23 protein-coding genes and 1 tRNA gene are annotated in these 23,968 nt (G+C 70.4%); 12 read left to right on the top strand and 12 right to left on the bottom strand.

What is annotated here, in order from left to right; translation table 11 throughout:
• Nucleotides 1-55: 55 nt before the first annotated feature.
• The 5 genes from QSU92_RS13540 to QSU92_RS13520 form a co-directional block, all read right to left on the bottom strand.
• Nucleotides 56-1,642: a S1C family serine protease gene (locus QSU92_RS13540; RefSeq protein WP_289262683.1), complete on the bottom strand. Its 1,587-nt coding sequence runs from the start codon at nucleotides 1,640-1,642 to the stop codon at nucleotides 56-58.
• Nucleotides 1,643-1,734: 92 nt separating this feature from the next.
• Nucleotides 1,735-2,334: a hypothetical protein gene (locus QSU92_RS13535; RefSeq protein WP_289262682.1), complete on the bottom strand. Its 600-nt coding sequence runs from the start codon at nucleotides 2,332-2,334 to the stop codon at nucleotides 1,735-1,737.
• A 393-nt stretch (nucleotides 2,335-2,727) separates the two neighbouring features.
• Nucleotides 2,728-3,762: a non-homologous end-joining DNA ligase gene (ligD, locus tag QSU92_RS13530; protein WP_289262681.1), complete on the bottom strand. Its 1,035-nt coding sequence runs from the start codon at nucleotides 3,760-3,762 to the stop codon at nucleotides 2,728-2,730.
• A gap of 65 nt (nucleotides 3,763-3,827) precedes the next feature.
• Nucleotides 3,828-4,949 (bottom strand): SseB family protein, encoded by a 1,122-nt coding sequence (locus QSU92_RS13525; RefSeq protein WP_289262680.1) that lies wholly within the window; start codon nucleotides 4,947-4,949, stop codon nucleotides 3,828-3,830.
• A gap of 810 nt (nucleotides 4,950-5,759) precedes the next feature.
• Nucleotides 5,760-8,228: an ATP-dependent helicase gene (locus tag QSU92_RS13520; protein ID WP_289262679.1), complete on the bottom strand. Its 2,469-nt coding sequence runs from the start codon at nucleotides 8,226-8,228 to the stop codon at nucleotides 5,760-5,762.
• A 73-nt stretch (nucleotides 8,229-8,301) separates the two neighbouring features.
• Between QSU92_RS13520 and QSU92_RS13515 the strand changes: the two genes are divergently transcribed.
• Entirely contained in the window at nucleotides 8,302-9,342 is a 1,041-nt protein-coding gene (locus QSU92_RS13515) for a lactonase family protein (protein ID WP_289262678.1), read from the top strand.
• Between the two features lie 21 nt (nucleotides 9,343-9,363).
• On the opposite strand, the gene QSU92_RS13510 is transcribed toward QSU92_RS13515, so the two are convergent.
• Nucleotides 9,364-9,762: a hypothetical protein gene (locus tag QSU92_RS13510; protein ID WP_289262677.1), complete on the bottom strand. Its 399-nt coding sequence runs from the start codon at nucleotides 9,760-9,762 to the stop codon at nucleotides 9,364-9,366.
• Nucleotides 9,763-9,937: 175 nt separating this feature from the next.
• Here QSU92_RS13510 and QSU92_RS13505 point away from each other — a divergent pair, with 175 nt between their 5' ends.
• Nucleotides 9,938-10,924, top strand: coding sequence for an aldo/keto reductase (locus QSU92_RS13505; protein WP_289262676.1), 987 nt, complete (start codon nucleotides 9,938-9,940; stop codon nucleotides 10,922-10,924).
• A 19-nt stretch (nucleotides 10,925-10,943) separates the two neighbouring features.
• Here QSU92_RS13505 and QSU92_RS13500 read toward each other — a convergent pair whose 3' ends face one another.
• From QSU92_RS13500 to QSU92_RS13490, 3 genes are all read right to left on the bottom strand, one after another.
• The gene (locus QSU92_RS13500) at nucleotides 10,944-12,089 is read right to left on the bottom strand and encodes an ABC transporter permease (protein WP_289262675.1); all 1,146 of its coding nucleotides are present in this window, start codon (nucleotides 12,087-12,089) and stop codon (nucleotides 10,944-10,946) included.
• A complete protein-coding gene (locus tag QSU92_RS13495; RefSeq protein ID WP_289265908.1) occupies nucleotides 12,086-13,117 on the bottom strand; it encodes an ABC transporter ATP-binding protein in 1,032 nt (343 codons plus the stop codon). Before QSU92_RS13495 ends, QSU92_RS13500 begins: the two co-directional genes overlap by 4 nt.
• A gap of 126 nt (nucleotides 13,118-13,243) precedes the next feature.
• On the bottom strand, nucleotides 13,244-14,257 hold the full coding sequence (locus tag QSU92_RS13490) for a hypothetical protein (protein WP_289262674.1): 1,014 nt from the start codon (nucleotides 14,255-14,257) through the stop codon (nucleotides 13,244-13,246).
• A 132-nt stretch (nucleotides 14,258-14,389) separates the two neighbouring features.
• Here QSU92_RS13490 and QSU92_RS13485 point away from each other — a divergent pair, with 132 nt between their 5' ends.
• From QSU92_RS13485 to QSU92_RS13470, 4 genes are all read left to right on the top strand, one after another.
• Entirely contained in the window at nucleotides 14,390-15,358 is a 969-nt protein-coding gene (locus QSU92_RS13485) for a ring-cleaving dioxygenase (protein WP_289262673.1), read from the top strand.
• Nucleotides 15,355-15,993, top strand: a complete 639-nt coding sequence (locus QSU92_RS13480) for an alpha/beta hydrolase (protein ID WP_289262672.1) — start codon at nucleotides 15,355-15,357, stop codon at nucleotides 15,991-15,993. Before QSU92_RS13485 ends, QSU92_RS13480 begins: the two co-directional genes overlap by 4 nt.
• Nucleotides 15,994-16,064: 71 nt before the next feature.
• A complete protein-coding gene (locus tag QSU92_RS13475; protein ID WP_289262671.1) occupies nucleotides 16,065-17,204 on the top strand; it encodes an aminoglycoside adenylyltransferase domain-containing protein in 1,140 nt (379 codons plus the stop codon).
• A 44-nt stretch (nucleotides 17,205-17,248) separates the two neighbouring features.
• Nucleotides 17,249-17,812: a dihydrofolate reductase family protein gene (locus QSU92_RS13470; RefSeq protein WP_289262670.1), complete on the top strand. Its 564-nt coding sequence runs from the start codon at nucleotides 17,249-17,251 to the stop codon at nucleotides 17,810-17,812.
• Nucleotides 17,813-17,864: 52 nt separating this feature from the next.
• On the opposite strand, the gene QSU92_RS13465 is transcribed toward QSU92_RS13470, so the two are convergent.
• A complete protein-coding gene (locus QSU92_RS13465; RefSeq protein WP_289262669.1) occupies nucleotides 17,865-18,227 on the bottom strand; it encodes a DUF4440 domain-containing protein in 363 nt (120 codons plus the stop codon).
• A gap of 6 nt (nucleotides 18,228-18,233) precedes the next feature.
• Here QSU92_RS13465 and QSU92_RS13460 point away from each other — a divergent pair, with 6 nt between their 5' ends.
• Nucleotides 18,234-18,365, top strand: coding sequence for a hypothetical protein (locus QSU92_RS13460; RefSeq protein ID WP_289262668.1), 132 nt, complete (start codon nucleotides 18,234-18,236; stop codon nucleotides 18,363-18,365).
• A 134-nt stretch (nucleotides 18,366-18,499) separates the two neighbouring features.
• On the opposite strand, the gene QSU92_RS13455 is transcribed toward QSU92_RS13460, so the two are convergent.
• Together QSU92_RS13455 and QSU92_RS13450 are read right to left on the bottom strand one after the other, a co-directional pair.
• The gene (locus QSU92_RS13455) at nucleotides 18,500-19,309 is read right to left on the bottom strand and encodes an ABC transporter permease (RefSeq protein ID WP_289262667.1); all 810 of its coding nucleotides are present in this window, start codon (nucleotides 19,307-19,309) and stop codon (nucleotides 18,500-18,502) included.
• A complete protein-coding gene (locus tag QSU92_RS13450) occupies nucleotides 19,306-20,367 on the bottom strand; it encodes an ABC transporter ATP-binding protein (protein ID WP_289262666.1) in 1,062 nt (353 codons plus the stop codon). Before QSU92_RS13450 ends, QSU92_RS13455 begins: the two co-directional genes overlap by 4 nt.
• Nucleotides 20,368-20,428: 61 nt before the next feature.
• Between QSU92_RS13450 and QSU92_RS13445 the strand changes: the two genes are divergently transcribed.
• The 5 genes from QSU92_RS13445 (at nucleotide 20,429) to QSU92_RS13425 (ending at nucleotide 23,953) form a co-directional block, all read left to right on the top strand.
• Nucleotides 20,429-21,442 (top strand): helix-turn-helix transcriptional regulator, encoded by a 1,014-nt coding sequence (locus tag QSU92_RS13445; protein ID WP_289262665.1) that lies wholly within the window; start codon nucleotides 20,429-20,431, stop codon nucleotides 21,440-21,442.
• Nucleotides 21,443-21,498: 56 nt separating this feature from the next.
• Nucleotides 21,499-21,574: transfer RNA gene (locus QSU92_RS13440), tRNA-Met, on the top strand.
• A gap of 167 nt (nucleotides 21,575-21,741) precedes the next feature.
• A complete protein-coding gene (locus QSU92_RS13435; protein ID WP_289262664.1) occupies nucleotides 21,742-22,584 on the top strand; it encodes a universal stress protein in 843 nt (280 codons plus the stop codon).
• A complete protein-coding gene (locus QSU92_RS13430; protein WP_289262663.1) occupies nucleotides 22,581-23,417 on the top strand; it encodes a universal stress protein in 837 nt (278 codons plus the stop codon). Before QSU92_RS13435 ends, QSU92_RS13430 begins: the two co-directional genes overlap by 4 nt.
• Before the next feature lie 35 nt (nucleotides 23,418-23,452).
• Nucleotides 23,453-23,953 (top strand): GNAT family N-acetyltransferase, encoded by a 501-nt coding sequence (locus QSU92_RS13425; RefSeq protein WP_289262662.1) that lies wholly within the window; start codon nucleotides 23,453-23,455, stop codon nucleotides 23,951-23,953.
• The last annotated feature ends 15 nt before the right edge of the window (nucleotides 23,954-23,968 follow it).

Genomic DNA, 23,968 nt, shown 5'->3' with positions numbered 1-23,968 from the left:
TGGTGCAATCCTGTCGTCAGGTGGGGCCCCGACCCGGTGGTCGGGGCCCGCGTTCTCAGAAGGCGGCCGCGAAGCTGCCCAGGGCGTGGTCGATCGCGTAGAGGTCGCTCTCGCTCAGAGCGGTGACCGCGAGCACGATGACGTACTGCCCGTCGTTGGAGTAGGCGGCGAGCATCAGATAGTCGGCCGCGGATTCGCCGCATCCCGTCCAGTACTGGAAGACCCCGGTGTGGAGGTCGTCGGCGTACTCATCGATGGCACCCTGCGTGCACCCCGACTGCTCGAGGTAATCGGCGGTCATGCCCAGCCACTCCTCGGGCTGGATCGTGGCCGTGGCCGCCGGAGCGGCGACCACCGAGACTCCGGGCACCGACCAGCCCGACGCGAACGCCGCGACATCCGTGCTGGCATCGATCCGTGCCCACTGACCGCCGCGCGGATCGGTGTAGACCGAGGTGTCGAGGTCGCCCCAGGCGGCAGGCACATCGACCGTGACGCTCCCCGTGTCATCCACGATCGAGACGTATTCCTCGGCCGAGACCGCTCCCGACCCGCCCGAGGCGCCGGTTCCCCCGCCGCCCGAGCTCGCGCCGGCCTGTGTGGCCACCGAGACCGCTTCGACGGGCTCGCCGTTGAACTGACCGGTGTAGTACACGCCCTCGGCGGGGCGGTACAGCTCCACCGACAGAGTGGCGTCGTGACCGTGCGTGCGCAGCACGTCGCAGTAGTCGGCCATCGTGCCGTCGACGCCGACCGAGACGCCCTCCATCTTCGTGAGGAGGTCGCCGGGCGCGACCCCGGCGCTGTCTGCGGCCGAGCCCGACGCGACGGAGTTGACCCAGATGCCGAGCCCCTCCCCCTCCTCGGTCATGAGGGCTGTGCCGTTGATGCCGAGGCTCAGCACGCTCTCCCCCTCGCTCAGCTGCTCGATGACCTCTTGCACCTCGTCGCGGTGGATGGCGAGGTTCTGGTCGTACTGGTCGTTTCCGGCGTAGTTCACCCCGACAAGTCGCCCCTCGGCGTCGACGAGCGGGCCGCCGGAGTTGCCGCCGCGGATGCGCGCGTCGTGCTCGATCACGTGATCGAGCGAGGCCCAGGGGGTGTCGACGGCGGTGTCGGCTTTCGACACGATGCCCCGGGTCATGGTGAATTCCGGATCGCCCAGCGGGAACCCGGCCGCGTACACGTCGGTGGCGGTGGTGATCTCCCCCTCGCGCCACGTGAAGTGCGGGTACTCGTCGTCCTGCAGCTGGATGACCGCGAGGTCGAGGCACTCCGACGACCCGAGCACCTTGGCGTTGAGCGTCTCGCTCGTGTCGCCGCCGCGCCAGACCTTCAGCGTGCCGGCGCCGACGACCACGTGGTTGTTCGTCACGGCGAGGCCGTCTTCGCTGATGAGGAAGCCGGAGCCGCGGCCGGCTGCTTCGTAGCCGCCCATCTCGGGCGAGACGAAGGTGCCGACGGCTTCGATCTGGATGGTCGCGGTCTGGATGTCGTCGAAGCCGATGCCCGCGGGCGTGGCGGCTTCGGGAGTGACGAAGCTCATGCAACCCGTGAGGGCGAGAGCAGACGTCGTGAGCATGGCCGCACCGGCCGGCAGAAGCCGTGAGCGAGTGCGACGAGAGGGTGCGGTGGTGTTCATGTCGCCGAAGTTACGGACGGAATCGGATGCCGGAGCGAGCCGTTTCGGCCGTGCAATGTTCCTGCAATCCGGCGTGGAAGAGGACGCTGCGTTCATTGCGCGGCCAGCCGTTCGGTGAGCTCGTCGCCGTACGCGCGGACCGCGTCGGTGAAGTCGTCGGTCGGGCCGACGCACGTGTCGGAGGTGTACACGTCGCACTCGGCGGCGCGGAACGCGGCGGCGGCGTCCTCGGCCGCTGTCGCCGCGGCGAGCAGGTCGTCATCGACACCTGCGGCCGTGGCCCGGTCGGCGGCGCCGTCGATCATCTCGAGGGCCTCGATCGCGATGCCGACGCAGTTCTCGTCGCCCATCGCGACGTTGACGCTAGAGCAGAAGTTGTCGTACCAGCGGTCTTGGAAGAGCGCGATCGCGCCGGCCTCGGTCTCGATGAACCCCGCGTCCCCGCCCGCCGGGCGGGTTCCGCCCGGGTCGGTGGTCCCGGGGTCGGTGGTCTCGGGGGCGGTGGTCGTGGCGGTGGCAGGCTCGGTCGCGTCGGGTTCCGCGCCGGAGGCCCCGAGCGTGAAGGTGCAGCCGGTGAGCGTGACGGCGGCGAGCAGAGCAGCCGCGGCAGCGGCTGCGAAACGGCGCTGCAGCGGAGTCGACGCGTCGAGCGTGTGGTCGTGGGTGTGGGCGGGTGCGGGTGCGGTGTGCATGGGTGGTCCCCTCGGTTCGCGGTGCCGGGTCATCCGGCACGCGCCGACGCTATGAGGACCGTTGCGCAGATTTCGGGGCGCCCTGCGCCGCGCAATCTTCGTGCAATGTTCAGCCCGGCGTCCGCTCCCCCGGCAACATCTGCCCCGAAACGCGGCCAGGTACGGCGTTTTGTGACGGGGGAAGCGGGGACGCCCGTCTGAGGCGCACACCGCGCGACGTCGCACCGCGGCATCCCGCGCCGACGGCGCCTGGAGCCGCGCCCTGAACCACCTGTCACAAAGCGCCCCCGCGCACGACCCTTCGCGACAGCCGAACGCGGAAAGCCCCTCCTGAGGGGCACTGCGCGCGACGTCGCGCCGCGGCATCCGTCCCCACCCTGGGAACGAACCGCGCTACTCCTTCGGCCAGTTCTCCGGATTCTTGCGACTCGGCTGCACGCGTGGGGGCTCGCCGGGCATCTTCGGGAAGTCGGGCGGGAACGGCAGCTCCCCGAGCCCGTCATCGAGGTCGCGCTGCCACCACTCCAGCAGCACGTCGATGCGTCCCGGCGCCTCGAGCATCCCCTCCCACGGGTCTCCCACCGACGACAGTCGGTCTGGCACCGAACGCACAGTGAAAGCCGCGGGATCGACATCCGCGAGCTCGTCCCACGTGATCGGCGTCGACACTGTCGCACCCGCAAGCGCCCGCGGACTGTAGGCCCCCGCCATCGTGCGATCGCGGTTGGCCTGGTTGAAGTCGATGAAGATGCGCTCGCCGCGCTCTTCCTTCCACCAGTTCGTCGTCACGCGGTCGGGCATCCGGCGCTCCAGCTCACGACCGGCGGCGATGACGGCATGCCGCACGTCGAGGAACTCCCACTCCGGCTCGATCGGGCAGAAGACGTGGATGCCGCGATTGCCGCTCGTCTTCAGGAACGCCGTCAGCCCCGCCTCGGCGAGCACGTCACGCAGGGCGGGCGCGACCGCGGCGGCATCGGCGAAGTCGGTGCCCGGCTGCGGGTCGAGGTCGATGCGGAGTTCGACGGGGTTGTCGGTGTTGCTCGTCAGCGACGCCCAGGGGTGGAACACGATCGTGTTCATCTGGGCGGCCCACACGACCGCCGCGGGCTCGGTGAGCACGATCTGAGGATGCCGCCGCCCGCTGTTGTACCGGACGGTCACCGCTTCGACGTAGTCGGGCGTGCCCTTCGGTGGGTTCTTGGAGTAGAACCGCTCCCCCTCGACCGACTCGGGGAAGCGTTCGAGCGACACCGGCCGGTTGCCGTTCGCGGCGAGGAACGGCCCCGACACCGCAATGAGATACTCGGCGAGCTCGCGCTTGGTGATCCCGAGCGCCGGCCACAGCACCCGGTCGGGGTTGGACAGGCGCACCTCGCGGACGCCCGCGGGCCCGGGAACGGTCAGCATCGTGAACGGGCTCGCCATGCACGCGACGCTATCGCGTCGCTCCGACACCCATCAGGGGGACACGCGTCGGCCGGGCATCCGCCTCACGGCAGGATGGGGCCGAGGTCCTCGCGGCCGAGACGGATCCACGGGCCGGCAGCATCGACGAGGATGCCGGCGAGCGCCGCATCCGCGGCCAGTGCGGCCCCGAGCCGATCGGCCGTGATCGGGGCGGCCTTGTCGCCGCGGCCGATGGCCGCCACTTCCAGCGGGTGCGTGAACACCTGCAGCAGCCGCTCGCCGTTCGCGCGGGCCTCGGCGACGCCGACCTTGCCGTCGGGCGTTTCGTTGACGGCAACCCACAGTCGCGCACCCGGCATGGCCGCGACGATCTCGGCACCCGTGGCGGCGGTGCGCGGCCCCGCGAGCAGGTGCTTCACCAGAGCGTTGGGGTCGGCCTGATCGAGCATCCGCTCGATGAGTTCTCGTGGGATCACCGCGCGCGCGGGCGCCGACGACGGGTCGATGATGATGCCGGCGTAGCTTCCGGTGACGACGTGGCGGAGCACGGTGGCTGCGGGCTGGGCGACAGCGGATGTCTGCTGGTCGCCGTCCGACGCCACGCTCGCCTGCAGGGCCGCCCCGCCGCTGAAGGCCAGCACGTACTGCTTGTCGCCGACGGTCGCGACGGCGAGCGGCAGCTGAGCGCCCTCCGACAGCAGCTGCCGGGCGTCGCCCTTGATGCGCAGGAACAGCTGACCCTGCAGGAGCTGACGGGCGACGTGCATGAGGTCGAGCGACTCGGGCTTCTCGGGGAGATTCCGCAGTGCCTGGATGACCAGGGTGTTGTCGGGAAGCCCGGGAACCGTCTGCGACGGCGCGGGAGCCTCGGCCGGGCCGGGGGTGCGCGGCGCCGCGGCCTGCGCACCGGCGGCGGGCTCGTTCGCCGAGGCGTCGGCGGCGACCGGTTTCGCAGCCGGCGCCGTGCGCGGCGAGCCGTAGGTCGACATCGAGATGTTCACGTGCGGAACCGGCTCCTCGGTCGAGGGAGCAGCGGATGCCGCGTCACCGCCCGCCGCGGGATCGTCACCCTCTCGCGGGGCGAGCCCGGGGGCGTCGGCGACGTCGATGTCCGTCTCGGGGGCCTCGGGGTCTGGCGTCCCCGTCTGCGGGTTCGCGTCGTCGCGCTGGTCGTCGGTCTTCTTACGTCGCCCGAAGAGTGCCATCGTGCCAGCCTACGCGGCGGCCCTGCGGGCCGCGGCCGGCTTCGCCTCCGCGACCCGGCAGAAAACGCGGCTCCCCCGCGCTCCACACAGCACTTCTCGACGGGTCGCGGACAAGTCGCGGGCAAGTCGCGGGCAAGTCGCGGGCCAGTCGCGGGCGGGTCGCGGACCAGTCCCGGGCATGTCGCGGGCGGGTCGCGGGCCAGTCCCGGGCATGTCGCGGGCGGGTCGCGGACCAGTCGCGGGCAAGGCGCGGGCGGGTCGCGGGCGGGTCGCGGACCAGTCCCGGGCAAGGCGCGGGCGGGTCGCGGACCAGTCCCGGGCAAGGCGCGGGCGGGTCGCGGACCAGTCGCGGGCCAGTCCCGGGCAAGGCGCGGTTCAGTCGCGGTCGGTCGGACGGGTCGCGCGGCAGAGCGCGACGCCCCGCCCGTCGCGCCCGCCCCCGCCGCGACCCGTCACAAGATGTCGCCCGCGACCGCCACGAGCAGCAGATGTTGACGGGTCGCGCATCGGTCCGCGCGACCCGGCAGAAAAGGCGGCGCCCGACGACGACGACCAGCAGATTTTGACGGGTCGGGCATCGGGTCGCGGAGCCGGACCCCGCGACCCGTCACAAAACGCGGCCCGCGATCGCATCGAGCGGCAGAATCTGACGGGTCGCGCGGCGCAGCGCGACGCCCCACCCGTCGTGTCCGCTCGCGCCTGCCGCGACCGGTCAGAAAACGTCGCCCGCGACCGCGACGAGCAGCAGATTGTGACGGGTCGCGCGACAACGCGGGCCCCGACTGCCTCGCGCACCCACTGCGCGCGCGATTACAGCTTCGCGATCGGCGCGATCTTGACCAGGAGCTTCTTCATGCCGACGGTGTCGAAGCGCACGTGAGCGACGCGCTTCGCACCCTCACCGGTGATCGCGTCGATGCGGCCCTCGCCGAAATCGTCGTGACGGATGCGGTCGCCCGGCGCCAGCTCCATGTCGCCGTTGTCGCGCACCTTCGCCGGGATGCGGTTGGCGAACTTCTCCAGCGACGTCGACTTCGGCACGAGATCGTCGCCATAGCGCCGCCCCGACCCCGACCCGCCGAACCCCGACCCAGAGGACCCGCGCCGCGCATTGAGCGCCCGCGACTGCGTCCCGCCGCGCGAGTTGACGTCGCCCGGCGACTGGCGCCAGTCGAGCAGATCCGACGGGATCTCCTGCAGGAACCGGCTCGGCATCGCCACCGACACCTCTCCGAACTGCGCGCGGGTCATCGCCAGCGTCAGGTACAGGCGCTTACGCGCCCGGGTGACGCCGACGTAGAACAGTCGCCGCTCCTCCTGCGGGCCTCCCGGCTCACCGGCCGAGATCCGGTGCGGGATCAGGTCTTCCTCGACACCGGTGAGGAAGACCGCGTCGTACTCGAGGCCCTTCGCGGTGTGCATCGTCATGAGCGACACCGACCCCGAGGCATCCTCGAGATCATCGGCGTCCGAGACGAGCGCCACCTCGGTGAGGAAGTCGACGATCGTCCCCTCCGGGTTGTTGCGCGCGAACTCGCGGGCCACGGCGACGAGCTCGTCGAGGTTCTCCACGCGCGCCTCGTCCTGCGGGTCGCGGCTCGCGCGCAGCGCGTCGAGATACCCGCTCTTCGACAGCAGCAGCTGCAATCCGTCGGCGACGGCGGTCGGCGGGGGCAGCTCACCTGACGGCGGCAGCATGAGATCGGATGCCTCGGCGAGAACCGCATCCAAGTGCGCGATCGCCGCCTGGATCTTGGGTCCGACACCGAGCGCCGAGGCATTGCCCAGCGCGTCACGGAAGGTGATCTGCTCATCGGCGGCGTACCGACTGATCGTCTCGATCGTCACGTCGCCGATGCCGCGGCGCGGCCGGTTGATGATGCGGCGCATCGCCATCTCGTCGGCGGGGTTCGCCACCGCGACGAGATAGGCCAGGGCGTCTTTGATCTCGGCGCGCTCGTAGAACTTCGTGCCGCCCATGATCTTGTACGGCACGGCCGCGCGAATGAAGATCTCCTCCAGCGCACGCGACTGCGAGTTGGTGCGGTAGAACACCGCCACCTGGTCGTACGGCACCCCGCCCTTGTGCAGCACCTCGATCTCGTCGGCGACGAACTGCGCCTCGTCGTGCTGCGAGTACCCGGTGAAGCCGACGATCTTCTCGCCCGCGCCGACGTCGGTCCACAGCCGCTTGTCCTTACGGTCGAAGTTGTGGCTGATCACCGCATTCGCCGCCGACAGGATGTTCTGGGTCGACCGGTAGTTCTGCTCGAGGAGCACGACCTTCGCGCCCGGGAAGTCGCGCTCGAACTCGCTGATGTTCCGGATGTCCGCTCCGCGGAACGCGTAGATCGACTGGTCGGAGTCACCGACGACCGTGAGCGACGCGGCCTCTTCGGTCGCCGGCGCGTCGAAGATCATCATGCCGCCCGACTCGGCGATGGGCCCGCCGTCAGACCCCGGCGCGCGGGTCAGCTCATGGATCAGCGCGTACTGCGAATGGTTGGTGTCCTGGTACTCGTCGACGAGGATGTGCCGGAACCGCCGCCGGTACACATCCGCCACCTGCGGGAACGCCCGGAACAGGTACACCGTCTGTGCGATCAGGTCGTCGAAGTCGAACGCGTTGGCCCGCTGCAGCTCGCGCTGGTACGCAGCGAACACGTCGCAGAAGACGCGCTCGGCCGGGTCGTTCATGTTCGCCGAGCGGGCGTACGACTCCGCATCGGCGAGCTCGTTCTTGAGCTTGGAGATCTTCCCCTGCACCGCCGAGGGGGTCAGTCCGTAGGCATCCGCCTCGTGCTCTTTCACCAGCCGCTTGACGAGCGCCCGCGAATCGCCGGAGTCGTAGATCGTGAACGACTTGGTGAACCCGAACTGCTCGGCCTCGCGCCTGAGGATCCGCACGCACGCCGAGTGGAACGTCGAGATCCACATGCCCTGCGACCGGTCGCCGACGAGCTGGTGCACGCGCTCGCGCATCTCACCCGCAGCCTTGTTGGTGAATGTGATGGCGAGGATCTGGCTCGGCCACGCCTCTTTGTTGCGCAGAAGGGACGCGATGCGCCGCGTCAGCACACTGGTCTTGCCCGACCCGGCGCCCGCGACGATGAGGAGCGCCTGACCGCGATAGGTCACCGCCTCGCGCTGCTCGGGGTTGAGCCCTGCGAGCAGGTCTTCGTCGACGCGAGCGCCGGAGCCCGGTCGGGGCCCGCGATCGCCGTCGACGATGAGAGGGACGGATGCCGCGGGATGCGCGGCCGGAGAGACGTCAGTCATTGCCCGTCAAGTCTAGGTCGGGGCTACGACATCAGCCCTCGAGTCGTCGCGACCCTGCACCTACGATCGAGGGATGACCGACTCTGCGCTCGTCCTCGTTGCAAACGCCGGTGACGGCTCGATCAGCGTCTTCCGTTTCGAAGACGAGCGGATGACGCGTCTCGCCGTCACGGAGGGGCTCGCCGGATGCTCGACCTTCGCCGTCGACGCCGCACGCGACCTCGTCTACGCGGGAGTGAAGGGATCGAAGGAGGGGGAGCCCGCCGGCGTCCTCACCCTCGCGCTCGACAGGGAGAGCGGCCGACTGGAGCCGCGCTCGCGCTTGGACCTCCCCGACGGCGGCATGAACTACCTCGCGCTCACGCGCGACGGAACGGGCCTCCTCGGCGCCGCGTACAGCGGCGGCTACGGCATCTCGTGCCCGATCAACGACGGCGTGGTGGGCGATCCGGTGAGCCGGGTGGAATTCGCGAACCTGCACGCGGTGGTGCCGAGCACCGACGGGCGCTACGCGTACTTCGTATCCCTCGGCGACGACCTCGTCGCGCAGTACGCGCTCGACGACGACCTCGCGCTCGTGCCGCTCGACCCCGAGACGGTGGGGGCGCCGGAGGGCAGCGGTCCCCGGCACCTCGTGCTGAACGCCGCACAGGACGCGGTGTACGTGCTGACGGAGTTCTCGGGCGAAGTGCTGCACTACGCCCGCGACACCGCCCACGGGACGCTGCGCCTCGTCGGCGCGGCGACGGCGTACGACCGGACGAAGGGCCTCGCACACAGCACCTTCGGCGCCGACCCGATGGCGGGACACCTCATCTGGGGCGCCGACCTGCACTTCGGGGCCGACGAGAGATACCTCTGGGCGACCGAGCGCACCGAGAGCACGCTCGCGGCCGTCGCCGTAGCCCCCGACGGAGGGGTCACGGCGCCGAGCCGGTTCTTCGTGACCGAGCCGCAGCCGCGCGGGTTCGCGCTGAGCGCCGACGGACGCTTCCTCGTCGCCGCGGGAGAACGCTCGACGACCGTGTCGCTGTACGCGGTGGACGGCGACGCGCTCGATCTCCTCCAGCAGGTCGAGACCGGCGGCGGCGCGAACTGGGTGCGCTTCGCCTGACTCGCCCCACCCGCTGAGGTCTCAGCGGAACAGCGCCTCGTACCCCGCGACGTCCACCACCCCCTCCGCCCCCGCGATCACCAGCGCGTCCTGGGTGACGATCGCGTCGGCCTGCAGCTTCGCGACCGCGAGGTACTCGGCCGGCCCCGTGTCATCCCAGTCCCGCTCGCGCGCGAGCGCGAACGCCGTCGCGCGCGACACCCGATCGGCCAGCACCCGCACCTTCTGCGATGCGAGCGCTTCGAGCGTCCGTTTCGCGGTGCGGTCGTCGAGCCGTCCGGCTCGCACGTCGGCGTAGACGGCACGAAGCGCGTCGGACCGCATGATCGCCGGCGCGACGAGTGAGTGTCCGTCCGCGACATCCCTCTTGTCGGCCAGGAGTCGCAACGCCGTCGGCGCGTCGATCGCGAATCTCGTCATGCCCCGAGCCTGCCACCAGCCACCCACACCCGCGAGAGTGCGCGAACGGATGCCGCGCCGCGCCGCTGGCCGCGAGACGCGATGTGTCGACCCCGTTTTCGTGCCGGCGCCTCGCGGCGTAGCGTCATCCGAGAACGCCCGGACGAACGCCCGGACCCGCAGAAGGAGCAGCAGAATGCACACACGCACCCTCGGCCAGGGCCTGCAGGTCTCGGCGATCGGACTCGGTTGCATGGGCATGTCGCAGAGCTACGGCCCGAACCCCGGAAGCCGTGACGACATGATCGGGGTGCTTCGTGCGGCGGTGGACCTCGGCGTCACCCTCTTCGACACCGCCGAGGTGTACGGGCCGTACGTCAACGAGGAGCTTGTGGGTGACGCACTCGCGCCGGTGCGCGATCAGGTGGTGATCGCGACCAAGTTCGGGTGGGACATCCAGGACGGCGCAAGCGTCGGGGTCAACAGCCGCCCCGACCATATCCGACGCGTCGCCGAAGAGTCGCTGCGGCGCCTGCGCACCGACGTCATCGACCTCTTCTACCAGCACCGGGTCGACCCCGATGTCCCGATCGAGGACGTCGCCGGTACCGTCGCCGAGCTCGTCGCCGACGGCAAGGTTCGGCACTTCGGCCTCTCCGAGGCATCCGGCGGCACCATCCGCCGCGCGCACGCGGTCTATCCAGTGACCGCGCTGCAGAGCGAGTACTCGCTGTGGACGCGCGACCCCGAGATCGACGTGCTGCCCGTTCTCGCGGAGCTCGGCATCGGGTTCGTGCCGTTCAGCCCGCTCGGCCGGGGCTACCTCACCGGCACGATGGACGCGTCGACGACGCTGGCGGACGACGACATGCGCCGCGCGCTCCCCCGGTTCGAGAAGGAGAACCTCGAGGCCAATCGGGCGCTCATCGACCATGTCGCGGCGCTCGCGACGGCGAAGGGGGCGACGCCGGGGCAGGTCGCGCTGGCGTGGCTGCTGGCTCAGCATCCCTGGATCGTGCCGATCCCCGGCACCCGCCGGGTCGAGCGCATCGCCGAGAACACCGCGGCGACCACGGTCGCCCTGTCGGCGGACGAGCGCGACGACCTCGACCGGCTCGCGCAGCGCATCGGCGTTCACGGCGACCGGTACAACGCGCAGCACTTCCGGTACGTCGACCGCTGACTCGCGCCCTGCGCCGCGGCTACGCGATCCGCGTGCCCGGCGGAAGCCGCCGCGACGGCGTGTGCGTCCGCACCGCGGCGCGCCACATCAGCAGGGCGAGAAGCGCCAGCTGCACCCCGAGTCCCACGAACCAGCTCGGCACGGTGCCGTCGACCTGCTCCTCGACCGTCGGGTACTGCTCCCCGGGCGTGAGGGTCGCGTTCTCGCACTCGTCGTAGACCTGCTGCGTCTCGGGAGCGATCTGCGCGGTCCTCACGCCGACCTTCAGCGTTCCGAACGCATCGACCGGGTAGCCATCGCGCCACACCGTCGGCGTCGCATCGGCGAGGATCACGAACGGGTTCGCCGACAGCAGCCACCACACGCGGTCGAAGCGCGGCACGGTGTAGGTCGAGGTCATCCACTCCCCGCACACGTACTCCGGCTCCTCCACCCCGGGCCCGAAGCCGAGGTCGACGCACTCCGGCGAGGGCGTGGTCGCCCCGGGCTCGGCCGTCATGCACTCCTCGGGCACCTGCATCGGCTCCTGCCACACCGGCTCCAGGAAGCGCTGACGCGACTCGATCTCGGTCGGGAACGCCGTGCCCACGAGCCCGAACGCGATCGGCGTCCCCACGACGAGCGCGGCGACGGTCAGATAGGTCACCGCCACCGAGAAGAGAGGACGAGCGAGGATGCCGCTGAGCGCGACCCCCAACCCGGCGACCACCGCCACCTCGATGACGAGGATCACGAGTGACACCAGCAGCACGTCGGGCCGGACCTCGCCGAACACGGCGGCGAAGATCAGGAACGGCGCCGCCACGACGAGGAACGCGAGCCCCGTGATCCACGCCGCCAGGAACTTGCCGACCATGATGTCGGTCGTCGTCGCAAGCGTCACCTGCACAGGCGCCAGCGTTGCCGCGTCTCGGTCGCCGTTGATGGCGTTGCCGCTGAGGGTGGGCGAGACGAGCACCACCAGCAGCAGCACGAAGAACACGATGATCGAGTACGCCGTGCTCCCCGCCTCCTGGAACGCGTCGCGCGGCACCGAGATGAAGGTCAGTGCGGTCACCCCGAGCAGCAGCACCCCGAAGATCCCGAGGAGCACGTACCAGGCGACGCTCCGCACACGCTGGGTCAGCTCCAGGCGGATGATGGTGGCGATGCGCTGAGCGCTCATCGGTCGCCCTCCCCCGTGGTGTCCGTATCGCCGGTGGGCGGGTCCGCCGCCGCTGCGGGCGCCGGGCCCGCTGTCGATGCCTCGGCGACGGGCGACGGCGGTCGACCTGCCTCGTCCCGCAGGTCGAGCAGGGTCTGCTCGAGCCGCCCCGTCGACGGCGCGAACTCCGCCACCGCGATCCCGGCACCGACGATGGCCGCGAGCCCCGCGGCCGCGTCGGACTCGCTCGAGAACGATACGAGCGCACCGGCGCGGTCGCCCGTGACATCCGTCCTCTCCAGCGCGGCCGCGATCGCGGCCTGCGCGGCACGGACGTCACCGCCCGCGACCCTCACGCGCCAGAACCGCTGACGCTGCGCCGACGCGGCGACCCGGTCGGACGAGACCGACTCGCCGGCGATGAGGAACGCGGCGTCATCGACGAGCTCTTCGAGCTCGGACAGGATGTGGCTCGAGATCAGGATCGTGCGTCCGTCGTCGGCGAGCCGGCGCAACAGCACCCGCAGGTGCACGCGCGACTCGGGGTCCAGGCCCGAGGCCGGCTCGTCGAGCAGCAGCACGCGCGGGTCGTGCACCAGCGCGCGGGCGAGCCCGAGGCGCTGCTTCTGTCCGCGTGAGAGCACCCGCGCGGGCGCCGCGGCGAGCGCGCGCAGATCGAGGAGGTCGATCAGCGACTCCGCCCGAACCGTCGCGTCGCCCCGCGGCAGGTCGTACAGCCGCCCGGTCGTGACGAGGGTCTCGCGCACCGTGAGCGAGCCCCACGCGCCGAGCGCGTCGGGCATCCATCCGATGACGGCTCGAGCCCGCTGCGGCTCGGCGACCGGGTCGATGCCGGCGACGCGGATCTCGCCCGCGTCGGGAGCCAGCAGCGACGAGAGCATCAAGAGGAGCGTGGTCTTGCCCGAGCCATTGGGCCCGACGAGCCCGGTGACCTTGCCGGGAAGGGCATGCAGGCTCACGTCGCGGACGGCACGGACGTCACCGAACGACCGCCGGACATGCGTGGCCGTGATTCCGTCGGAGGCGATTCCACCGCCAGCCGCCTGAGCGGAAGAAGGGTCGGGCGCGGCGGCGTCGGGAGAAGTCACGCGGCTCAGCCTAGGCGGCGGCGTCGACAAACCCGGGGAACATCGGATGTACGTTTTCCGGGAATCTCACTTCGCAGCCGAAGCCGCGCCCGCGCGCCTCCCGGGAATCGCCAGAACCGCACCCACGATGCACAGCACGCCGCCGGCTGTCGCCGCCCACCACGCCGCGGCGACCGGGAACTCCAGCCACACGTACGGCGCAGGCGCCAGGCCTCCCAGGGGAGCAAGCGAGGTCGCCCACGCGTCGGCGACCGTCTCTCCGCCGATGATTCCGATCACCAGCGCCGGCAGCGCCAGCCCCGCACCGATCGCCGCCAGGACGAACCCGGTGGCTGCCTTCGGCCCCACCTGCATCACGAGCGCCCAGGCTGCGGCGACGAACACCCAGACCAGCAGGACGGCGGCGACGAGCGCGTAGATCCAGCGCAGCACCGGTTCGGTCCACAGGGCCGACCACGCCGCTGCCGGTCCGCCGATCGCGACCGGGATCAGCGTCCACACGCAGCGCAGCACCACCGCTCCGCCCGCAGCGGCCAGCACCGGCCACGGCGAGCGCGCACCCACGAGCGCCCTGAGCACGAGGACGGCCACGCACCATCCGCTCATCACGATCACGAGGTGCGGCCACGACAGGAAGGAGGTCTGCACCGCCCGGGTGCCGACGAGGAGCGCTCCCGGAACGAGGATGAGCAGCCACTTGTCCAGCTGCAGCAGGCCGAGAGTCGACTCCCGGGCACGCCAGGGTCGCGTCGAACCGAGCCAGCTCGCGCGTGCGGCCGCAGCTCCCGGTCGGCGCACCAGTCGCGTACGTGCGGCGAACATGCCGATCACGCCCCAGATGAGGGCGAGGAGAAGGATGCCGCGGGCAAGCCACGCCATGAGTGCGTCGCGTCCGGGGTCGGCAGCCGCCGCTCCGGTCAGCTGGACGCCGATCGTGGTGTCGTCGACCACCGGACTCTCCCCGGCAGGAAGCGCCTGCAGGGTAGTGAGCACCACCGCGGTCACCAAGCCGACGGCCAGCACCCCCGCCACGGCGGCCGCGACGCCGGCGAGGATGCCCCGCCGTGTCACCATCGCCATCCGATAACGCTAACGGATGCCACGTCCCCCGCCCGACCTGTCGCGATCGGCCGCTCTGCGGCATCCTGGAATGCAACAAATGATCCATGCGTTTGCATAGACATCATCCGGCATCGGACTTCAGGAGAGATCATGACCGCCGCCACACAGGGTCTGCACCACGTCACCGCACTCGCGGGCGACCCGCAGAAGAACATCGACTTCTACATCACCGGGCTCGGGCTTCGACTGGTGAAGAAGACCGTCAACTTCGACGCCCCCGGCACGTACCACCTCTACTACGGAGACGAGGCGGGCCGACCCGGCAGTCTGATGACCTTCTTCCCCTGGCGCGGGATCGCACCCGGGCGGATCGGCGCGGGCCAGTCGACCTCGACGGCGTTCTCGGTTCCCGCCGGGTCGCTCAGCTGGTGGGTCGACCACTTCGCATCGGTCGGCTCGGAGGCCAAGATCACCTCGAGGAGCTCGACCGACGAGCGCCTTCTCGTGCGCGACCCCGACGGGCTGCAGATCGAGCTCGTCGCGACGAACGAGGGCGACCCGCGCGACCCCTGGGACTCCAAGAGCGTTCCTGCCGAGTACGCGATCCGCGGGCAGCACTCGAGCGTTCTCACCGTGCGCGACGCCGAGGGAACCGTGGGCCTCATGGTGAACGACCTCGGCATGCGGATCGTCGAGCAGGAGGGCGGGCGCACGCGCCTGGCGGCCGGCCCGGGTGGCCCGGGCGCCCTCGTCGACGTGCACGCATCCGGCCTCGCACCCGAGGGCCTGACCGCCGGCGGCACCGTGCACCACATCGCGTTCCGGGTGCCCGACCAGGAAACCCAGCTGGCGTGGCGCAACGACCTTGTCTCGCGCGGCCACCAGGTGACCGAGATCCTCGACCGGCAGTACTTCACGAGCATCTACTTCCGCGAGCCGGGCGGCGTGCTGTTCGAGATCGCGACCGACACCCCCGGTTTCGACATCGACGAGCCGCTGCTCGAACTCGGCCGCTCGCTGAAGCTGCCGCCGTGGCTCGAGCCGTCGCGCGAAGCGATCGAGGCGCGGGTGCAGCCGGTGACGCTGCCGACCGAGAACAACCCCGAGGTCGCCGCGTGAGCGGGGCTGGGAACACCGTCGACCTCGACGCTTGGCCGCACCTGTTCGAGCCGGGGGACGCCGACGCCCCCGTGCTGCTGACCCTTCACGGCACCGGCGGCAACGAGCGCGAGATCACGGCGCTCGTGCCGCATCTGTGGCCCGGGGCCGGTGTGCTCTCACCCCGCGGCCGGGTGAGCGAGCAGGGGATGACCCGGTGGTTCCGTCGCAGGGGCGAGGGGGTGTTCGACGTCGACGACGTGATCGCGCGGGCGGGTGAGCTCGTCGGGTTCCTCGAGGCGGCGCGGGACCGGTACGGGCTCAGCGGCAGGCGGATCATCGCGGCGGGCTTCTCGAACGGGGCGAACATCGCGTCGGCGGCCGCGCTGCTGCACCCCGAGTCGCTCGATCGGGTGGTCGGGTTCAGCGGGATGTACCCGTTCGCCGACCGCGACCCCGTCCGCGACGCGTCGGCAATCGAGCTCGTGCTGCTCAACGGTGCGGCTGACCCGATGGCGCCGTCGGCGAGTGTCGATCGCCTCGTCGAGGTCGCGACATCGCACGGTGCTGCCGTCGAGCGGCACGTCCGCGCCGGCGGTCACGGTCTCGCGCAGAGCGATGTCGACGCGGCCAGGAGGTGGCTCGCGGGCCGCTGACGACCGCGCTCGCTCCGAAACCAGCGGCGCCGATCCTCGACACACGCACACGCTTCGACCAGGATGACCGCGTGGAGACGGACAGCGAGAGAGTCGAACGCCTGGCGGAGGTGATCGCCGAGGCGCTCGAACGGACCCTGGTGAGCCTGATCTTGTACGGGTCCGCCGTCTCCGGCGGTCTCCGTCCCGACAGCGACATAGACCTCCTGGCCGTCGTCAGCCATGCGCTCGATCCGTCTCAACGCGAGCGCCTCGTCGACGGCTTGCTCCGCACGTCCGGCCGTCGAGCCTTCGACGGTCCCGCGCGCCCCGTCGAGTTGACGGTCATCGTGACGGACCACATGCGCGAGGCCGAGCCGGTCGTGCAGTTCCAGTACGGCGAGTGGCTACGGGATGACGCAACCGCAGGACGCCTCGCGGGACCACACGTCGACCACGATGTGATCCTGCTCATGGCGATGGCGCGAGACTCGGGCCACGCCCTGCGCGGCGTCGCGCCGGAGGACTGCCTGCCTGAGCCCTCACGGGGCGCCGTCCGCGCCGCGATCACGGCGACCCTCCCTGCCCTCCTCGGTGACCTCACCGGGGATGAGCGGAATGTCATCCTGACCCTCGCCCGAATGCTCGTGACCGTGCGCGAGGGCCGATTCGTGCCGAAGGATGCCGCGGCGGAGCGCATCGCTCGCGCGGCTCCCGAGGAGCAGAACGAGATGCTGCGCATCGCCGCAGCCGCATATCGCGGCGAGGTCGACGACGACTGGACATCGCTGCAGATGGCCATGCGAGCCTTCGTCGCGGACGCCGCGTCGGAGATCGCGGCAGCCGGCACGAGCGAGCCTCTCCTGGGTCACTCACCGTCTGCGCCGCTCCCCGCGCGTGTCGTGACCACGGATCACGAGATCCCCGATCGCCCCCCTCTCATCGTCGAACCCGGCGACACGGTAGAGGTCGGCGACCGCGACGCCGAGTGGCCGGCCTTCGTGTTCGTCACGACGCCGCGCGGCTCAGGGTGGGTGCCCGCACGGCATATCCAGATCGACGGACGAACGGGCGTCGTCCTCGTCGGCTACGACACCACCGAACTTCCCGCCCGGGCGGGGGGTCTTCTCCATGTCATCCGCGACGATCCCGAGAGCGGCTGGGCCTGGTGTCGTGACGACGCGGCACGGGAGGGCTGGGTTCCGCACCGCGTGCTCGCCCCTCCGGCGTGAGCGCACGCGGGGAGTAGCCTGAGGGCCGACGTGAGGAGGTTGGGGTGGGCAGGCTGCTCTACACGACCAATGTCTCGCTCGACGGATTCATCGAAGATCCGGATGGCGGCTTCGACTTCCTTCCGGCCGGCGACGACGTCTTCGGCGCGCACACGGAGCTGATGCAGTCGGTCGGCACGCTCGTCTACGGCCGGCGTCTCTACGAACGGATGTCGGTCTGGGAGACCGATCCCTCGTTCGCGGCGCGATCGGCCGCCCTCGCCCTCTTCTCCGCCGCGTTCGTCGACACCGACAAGGTCGTCTACTCGACGAGTCTCACCGCCACACCAACGGCGCGCACACGCATCGAGCGCTCCTTCGATCCGACAGTCGTTCGAGAGATGAAGGATGCCGCTGACCGCGACCTCCTGATCGGCGGCGCCGATCTCGCGGGGCACGCGCTGCGCGCCCGACTCGTCGACGAGGTGCAGCTCTACGTCGCCCCGGTCTCGGTCGGCGGCGGGAAGCCGGGTCTGCCCACCGGCATCCGGATCGATCTGGATCTGCTCGGCGAGCGCCGCTTCGACAATGGCGTGGTCTTGCTCCGCTACCGGCCGCGCCTCGCGTGACGCCTCCCGCAGCTGCGGCCCACGATCTCGCTGGTCACACGCGGCAGACGCCTCATGCGCTCGCCGGGGTCTGCTGATACAGCTTCAGTCGCACCTCACCGTCGATGCATGTGTACACGCTCGTCATCGCCGCGACGAAGGGCTCGGTCATCCCGCGTCGTGCGGTGCCTCGATAGACCAGGGCCGCGGCGCCCGGCCCCACTTCGACGAGTCGTTCGTCTGCGATCTCGAACGAGTCCCAGGTCGGCGACGCCGCGAGCGCATCGCGAACCTGGGAGCGGTCCATCACGGCTCCGGTCGCGAGCACCATCACGGCGTCATCGGTCATCAGTTCGCCGTAGAAGTGCGCGCTCGTTCCGTCGCAGAGCGATTCCCAGCCGCGACGCTCCCAGTCCAAGAGTTCATTCAGACGCATCCCCCCATGCTACGAAGGGGCCACGAGGCCGTCTACGTCGTCGGCGAGCGGCTGAACGCGGCTGCCGAGCTGATCGCCACCCGCCGCTCCCGCACCCCTCGCCTGTCGCAGACGGCTGCGCCGAGCGGCCGAACGTGACGGGCGAACAGCCGCCCTCGGCATTCCCGCGTCTTGGGTTGTCACAGAAAGCGCCGGCGAGCAGCGCAATGCGACAGGCGCGCGGTGGGGCCGGGAGCATCCCGCCCCAGCCCCACCTCGCCGGCAGAACCGCCTCAGTCGCTCTTGCGCATCGCGCGCACCCCGACGGCGAGCCCCACCGCTGCGAGAAGCAGCGCCGCGACCCACCCCCAGAGCACCACGGGCGCCGCGAGGTCACCCGCGAACAGCGCACGCTCGGCCTGTACGACCCAGTTGATCGGGTTCACGGTCGCGACCGCGCGCATCCACGCCGGCCCGTCGTCGAGCGGCAGCAGCACGCCCGAGAGGATCAGCAGCGGGAAGATCAAGGTCTGCTGCACCCCCCAGAAGAGCCACTCGCGGTCCTTCGTCTTGATCGCGAGCGTGTACGAGAGCGACCCGAGCCCCACGCCGAACACCGCCAGCAGCAGAATCCCGATGACCATCCCGGCCACATTCACCGGGAACCCGAACGGCAGCGCGATCAGCACGATGATGATCGCCTGCACCACGATCGGCACGACCTCCTTCAGCGCACGCCCGACGAGCAGCGACGCCCGCGAGATCGGCGCGACGAGGGTGCGCTCGTGAGAGCCGGTCATCATTTCGTACTGCAGGTTGGACCCCGTCGCCCCGGTGCCGAACAGCACGATCATGACGAGCACCCCCGGGACGAACCAGCGGAGCGTCTCGCTCACCGGCTCCCCCGACTGCCCCACGAGCAGCGGGGCGAAGAGCCCCAGGAACACCAGCGGCTGCACGAGGCTGAAGATCACCGTGAACGGGTCGCGGAGCGTCGGCCGCAGCTCCCGACTCAGCACATTCCAGGTGTCGCGGGCGACGTTCGGTCGCACCACGGTGTCAGGTCGATCGGATGCCACGGGCTGCCGTGTCTGCGTGCTCATCGCACCGCTCCTTCGGTTGCGGCCTCGGCGGCCTGGTCATCGGCGGCCCTCCCGGCCGCCTCTTCGGTCTCGTCGGCCGGCTGGTCGGCGTCGCGGAGCGTGCGTCCCGTCAGACTCAGGAACACGTCGTCGAGCGTCGGCGGCACCCCGGTCGCGCGCACCACTTCGATGCCGGCGGCGTCGAGCTCGCGCACCGCGCGCGGCAGCAGCACGTCGCCCTGGGGCGCCGTGACGGCCAGATCCGCCGCATCGCTCCCCTCGACGTGTCGCACGTCCCTCCCGCTGAGCGCCGACAACACCGGAAAGGCCCGCTCGGCGGCATCCGCTGTTCTGAAACCGAGGGTCACCACATCACCGGCGAGCTCGGCCTTCAGCCGCGCGGCGGTGTCGTCGGCGATGACGCGGCCCTTGTCCATCACCATGACGCGTTCGGCGTAGCGGTCGGCCTCCTCGAGGTAGTGGGTGGTGAGGAAGATCGTCGTGCCGAAGCGCGTGCGCAGGTCGAGGATGTGCTCCCACAGGTTCGCCCGGCTCTGCGGGTCGAGGCCCGTGGAGGGTTCGTCGAGGAAGATCAGCGGCGGGGCGTGCATCAGCCCCAGTGCGATGTCGAGCCGGCGCTTCTGCCCGCCGCTGAGCTGCTGCACGGTGCGGGTCGCGAACCCCGAGAGATCCAGCGATTCGATCAGCTCGTCTGCCCGAGCGGATGCCGCGGTGCGGCCCATCCCGTAGAACGCACCCTGGCTGAGCAGCTCGTCGCGAGCGCGCTGCGAGAAGCTGCCGCTGGTGAGCTGACCGACATAGCCGATGCGGGCGCGGACGCCCGCGGGGTCGTGCAGGATGTCGTGGCCGACGACCCGCGCGGTGCCGGAGGTGGGCGGAAGGAGCGTGGTGAGCATGCGCAGGCTGGTGGATTTGCCTGCGCCGTTGGGTCCGAGGAATGCGACGAGTTCGCCGCGCTGCACCTCGAACGTGAGATCGGTGACCGCCGCCACGGTCTTCTTCTTGACGGTGAAGCGCTTGGTGAGCCCCTGCGCTTCGATGATCGGTTCGTTCGCCATGGATCGAACGTAGAAGTGCACCCGGACAGATCCTGTCCGCAATCACGGGCAGAATCGACACATGTCCGACACCACCACCCGCGCCCTCTCGCTGCTGAACCTCCTGCAGACGCATCGGCACTGGCCCGGCACCGAGCTCGCGGCGCGATTGGGCGTGACCGAGCGCACCGTGCGACGCGACGTCGAGCGGCTCCGCGACCTCGGCTACCGCATCGAGTCGACGCCCGGCATCACCGGCGGCTACCGCCTCGAGGCCGGGAGCGCCGTCCCACCGCTCCTCCTCACCGACGAGGAGGCCGTGGCGATGGCGATCGGGCTGCGCGTCGCGGCATCCCAGCGGCTGGTGAGCGGACCCGAGACGACCCTCACGGCGCTGGCGAAGCTCGAGCAGGTGCTGCCCGCGCCGCTTCGGCGGCGGGTGACGGCGCTGGCCGACGCAGTGCAGCCGGCGGGTATCCAGGCGGGTGCGGCGGTGTCGAGCGAGGTGCTCGGGGAGCTGGCGCTGGCGATCCGCGATCACGAGCGGGTGCGGTTCGACTACACCTCCATGACCGGCGCCGAGACCCGTCGGCGCGTGGAGCCGCACGCCCTCGCCCCCGCCGACCGGCACTGGTACCTGCTCTGCTGGGACCTCGAGCGCGATGACTGGCGCACCTTCCGCGTCGATCGGCTCGCGCGCGTCGAGCACACCCGGGTGCTCTTCGAGCCGCGGCCGCTCACGCCGGAGGAGGTCGAGGATTTCATCCTCGTCGCCCGATCGTGGACACGGCAGCCCGTCGAGGCCGACGCCGTCATCGACCTGCCCTTCGACGTGATGAAGGAGTATTTCGGCATCTGGGGACAGGGGGCGACGGAAGAGGATGCCGCGCACACGCGCTGGCCGGTGGGTGGCGCCGACTTCCGCGAGACCATGTACGGACTGTCGTGGATTCCCGCCGGCGTCGACTTCACGACCGATCTCGCCGAGCCGGCGCGCTCCGAGCTGCGCGAGGTGCTCGAGCGGATGCTGCGTGCCCTCAATGCTCCTCCGCCGCCCGATCGGTCGATCGCCCCGCAACACTCCGTCACACCCTGACACTCTCCTTCACATTCCTGGCGGATGTCGCTGGGCTCACGTAGCGTCGAGGACATCGCGGCGATCCGGGCGGTCCCGGGCTTCGGCTCATACCCGACAGCGTTGCGGGTTCGACTCCCGCCGTCGCGTCCACCCATGAGACCGGCGAGCGGCGCCTCGCTCCGCTCCCCGTGCGCTGCATCCGCCACTCGGCGCCCCCAGCGACTCCTCACCGGGACTTCCGGCCCTACCGCGTCGTCCGAGTGACGAGATGGTCGACTCAACGGAAACCGGGGTCGACCGAGGAAGACGGTGGAGAGGTGCAGCAGAAGGTGGTGGTCGGAGTCACGGATGCGGCGGTGTCGCGCCGTGCCGTGGACTGGGCGGTAGACAGGGCAGCCGCGCGAGGAGAGCGACTCGAGCTGATCTCGATCATCGACGGTGCCGTCGGAGTCGGCGGCGAAGGCGAAGTGGTCGACTGGGCACAGGAGTGGAATGAAGACGTGCTCAGGGACGTAGCCGAGCGCGTCCGCGCACGCGGAGTACCCGTTGAGATACGCCTCGAACGCGGCGAGCCTGTCGAACGATTGATCGACGCGTCGAAGGACGCGTCGCTGCTGGTCATCGGCAGCGACTACCGCGGAACCGAGTCACAACCGGCACGTGGTCCCCACGGGATCCGCATCACAGCCGGCGCGCACTGTCCGGTCGCGGTCGTGCCCGATCTCGATCTCACCGGCCGGTCCGGCGTCGTCGTCGGGGTCGACGGCTCAGAAGTGTCCGAGGCCGCCATCGCCTTCGCCGCCGCTGAAGCGGACCGGTCGGGCGAGGCGCTGACCGCTGTGAGCAGCTGGTCGCCCATCGCCATTCCCCTCTCCGTTCGGTCGTATCCCGACGGCTACCTGCGGAACATGCAGTCGCTGACCGAAGAGGCACTCGGCATTTCCATGGCCGGGATCTCGCAGCAGTATCCCGATGTGGAGGTGCGCCGTGTTGTGGAGAGCCGCGAGAGACCCGAGACGGTGATCAATCGACTCGCCTCCGGCGCCCGGCTCACCGTCATCGGTTCACACGGCCGCAGCCGTCTCGCCCGTTTCCTCCTCGGATCCACCAGTCAACAGGTCCTCCTCAGGCTCGCCACCGCGACGGTGGTCGTGCGATGAGTCACATACCGGGACGGACGGTCGCCATGGAACGCATTCTGCTGGGCTACGACGCCAGTGATGGAGCGGATGCTGCGCTCGACTGGGTCACCGACCGCGCGCTTCGCCGCCGGGCGCGCGTCGAGGTCGTCCTCGTCACCAACCCCTTCCTCCAGGATCAGCCGAGGGCGGAAGAAGATCTCGCTCGAGCCGAGCGGCACCTTCGCACGGCGAACCCGTCGCTTCCGATCGAAACCGCGCGCATCGGCGGCATGATGCCGCGTGCGCTCACGGAGGCCGCGACACATGCCGACCTCCTGGTGATCGGCGTGGACACCGGTCGCCCGGTCCGCGAAGCACTGCACGGATGGATGTCGCTTCGCGTGAGTGCGACAGCGACCGTGCCCACGTGCATCGTCCCTTCGGGATGGGTCGAGATGAGCGGACCTGTCACCGTGGGCCTCGCGTCGGACCCGTCGAGTGATGCGGCGCTCACCTTTGCCGCATCCGAGGCGGCCGCCGCGGGTGAGAGCCTTCGTCTCGTGCACGCATGGTCGGGCCCGATCCCGAGCACGACGGTGTCCTCGCAGCGCGACGTGCGGGCGCAGCACACGCAGCTCATGAACCAGACCATCGAGCGACTGCACGACGACGCGCCCGAGCTCGTGGTCGACCGTGTGCTCATCCACGACAACGCCACGTCTGCCCTCAGCATCGCCGCGAGCGACAGCTCTCTGCTGGTGCTGGGCACCCACGGGCGGGGAGTGCTGGCCGGGGGATTCTTCGGATCGGTCGGCCAAGACCTCATCGGCCGTCTCGAGATTCCCGTCGTCGTGGTGCCGTCGGGTCGCTGAAGACCGCGGTCGACGACATTCGCTATGGTGCTCGGGTGGTTCCCCACGACACGGCGAGGCTCCGTCTCCGCCAGATGCTGCCGACCGACCTCGATGACATGGCCGACCTTCTGGGCGATCCCGACGTCATGCGGTTCTACCCCGCGCCGAAGACGCGCGAGCAAGCTGCCGCCTGGATCGCATGGAACCAGCGCAGCTATTCGGAGCACGGCTACGGGCTCTGGATCATCGAAACACACGAGGGCGAGTTCGTCGGAGACTGCGGGCTCACGTGGCAGGACGCCAACGGCACGAAGAAGCTCGAGGTGGGGTACCACGTCGCGCCGCGGTGGCAGGGTCGGGGGATGGCATCCGAGGCCGCGGCCGCCTGTCGCGACTTCGCGCGGGATCACGCGGGCGTACGGGAATTGATCGCACTCATCCACCCGGACAATCGCGCTTCGCAGCGCGTGGCGGAGAAGATCGGGATGCACCGCGTCGAGGATGACCGGCGGGCGGACGGTTCGCGCCGGATCGTCCTGAGCATGCACCTCTGATCAGCCGGTCTGGCC

The sequence above is a fragment of the Microbacterium sp. ET2 genome (genome assembly GCF_030347395.1).
GTDB lineage: Bacteria > Actinomycetota > Actinomycetes > Actinomycetales > Microbacteriaceae > Microbacterium > Microbacterium albipurpureum.
The sequence above is the reverse complement of the archived record's forward strand: the minus strand, read 5'-3'. Positions and strand labels throughout refer to the sequence as shown.

Bases quoted from the DNA above. Each gene is read 5' to 3' on its own strand.
- QSU92_RS13520 (WP_289262679.1), bottom strand. From the start codon at position 8,228: ATGACTGACGTCTCTCCGGCCGCGCATCCCGCGGCATCCGTCCCTCTC.
- ligD (WP_289262681.1), bottom strand. From the start codon at position 3,762: ATGGCGAGCCCGTTCACGATGCTGACCGTTCCCGGGCCCGCGGGCGTC.
- QSU92_RS13455 (WP_289262667.1), bottom strand. From the start codon at position 19,309: ATGAGCACGCAGACACGGCAGCCCGTGGCATCCGATCGACCTGACACC.
- QSU92_RS13510 (WP_289262677.1), bottom strand. From the start codon at position 9,762: ATGACGAGATTCGCGATCGACGCGCCGACGGCGTTGCGACTCCTGGCC.
- QSU92_RS13535 (WP_289262682.1), bottom strand. From the start codon at position 2,334: ATGCACACCGCACCCGCACCCGCCCACACCCACGACCACACGCTCGAC.
- QSU92_RS13450 (WP_289262666.1), bottom strand. From the start codon at position 20,367: ATGGCGAACGAACCGATCATCGAAGCGCAGGGGCTCACCAAGCGCTTC.
- QSU92_RS13465 (WP_289262669.1), bottom strand. From the start codon at position 18,227: ATGCGTCTGAATGAACTCTTGGACTGGGAGCGTCGCGGCTGGGAATCG.
- QSU92_RS13460 (WP_289262668.1), top strand. From the start codon at position 18,234: ATGCTACGAAGGGGCCACGAGGCCGTCTACGTCGTCGGCGAGCGGCTG.
- QSU92_RS13525 (WP_289262680.1), bottom strand. From the start codon at position 4,949: ATGGCACTCTTCGGGCGACGTAAGAAGACCGACGACCAGCGCGACGAC.
- QSU92_RS13505 (WP_289262676.1), top strand. From the start codon at position 9,938: ATGCACACACGCACCCTCGGCCAGGGCCTGCAGGTCTCGGCGATCGGA.
- QSU92_RS13515 (WP_289262678.1), top strand. From the start codon at position 8,302: ATGACCGACTCTGCGCTCGTCCTCGTTGCAAACGCCGGTGACGGCTCG.
- QSU92_RS13500 (WP_289262675.1), bottom strand. From the start codon at position 12,089: ATGAGCGCTCAGCGCATCGCCACCATCATCCGCCTGGAGCTGACCCAG.
- QSU92_RS13490 (WP_289262674.1), bottom strand. From the start codon at position 14,257: ATGGCGATGGTGACACGGCGGGGCATCCTCGCCGGCGTCGCGGCCGCC.
- QSU92_RS13485 (WP_289262673.1), top strand. From the start codon at position 14,390: ATGACCGCCGCCACACAGGGTCTGCACCACGTCACCGCACTCGCGGGC.
- QSU92_RS13540 (WP_289262683.1), bottom strand. From the start codon at position 1,642: ATGAACACCACCGCACCCTCTCGTCGCACTCGCTCACGGCTTCTGCCG.
- QSU92_RS13445 (WP_289262665.1), top strand. From the start codon at position 20,429: ATGTCCGACACCACCACCCGCGCCCTCTCGCTGCTGAACCTCCTGCAG.
- QSU92_RS13430 (WP_289262663.1), top strand. From the start codon at position 22,581: ATGAGTCACATACCGGGACGGACGGTCGCCATGGAACGCATTCTGCTG.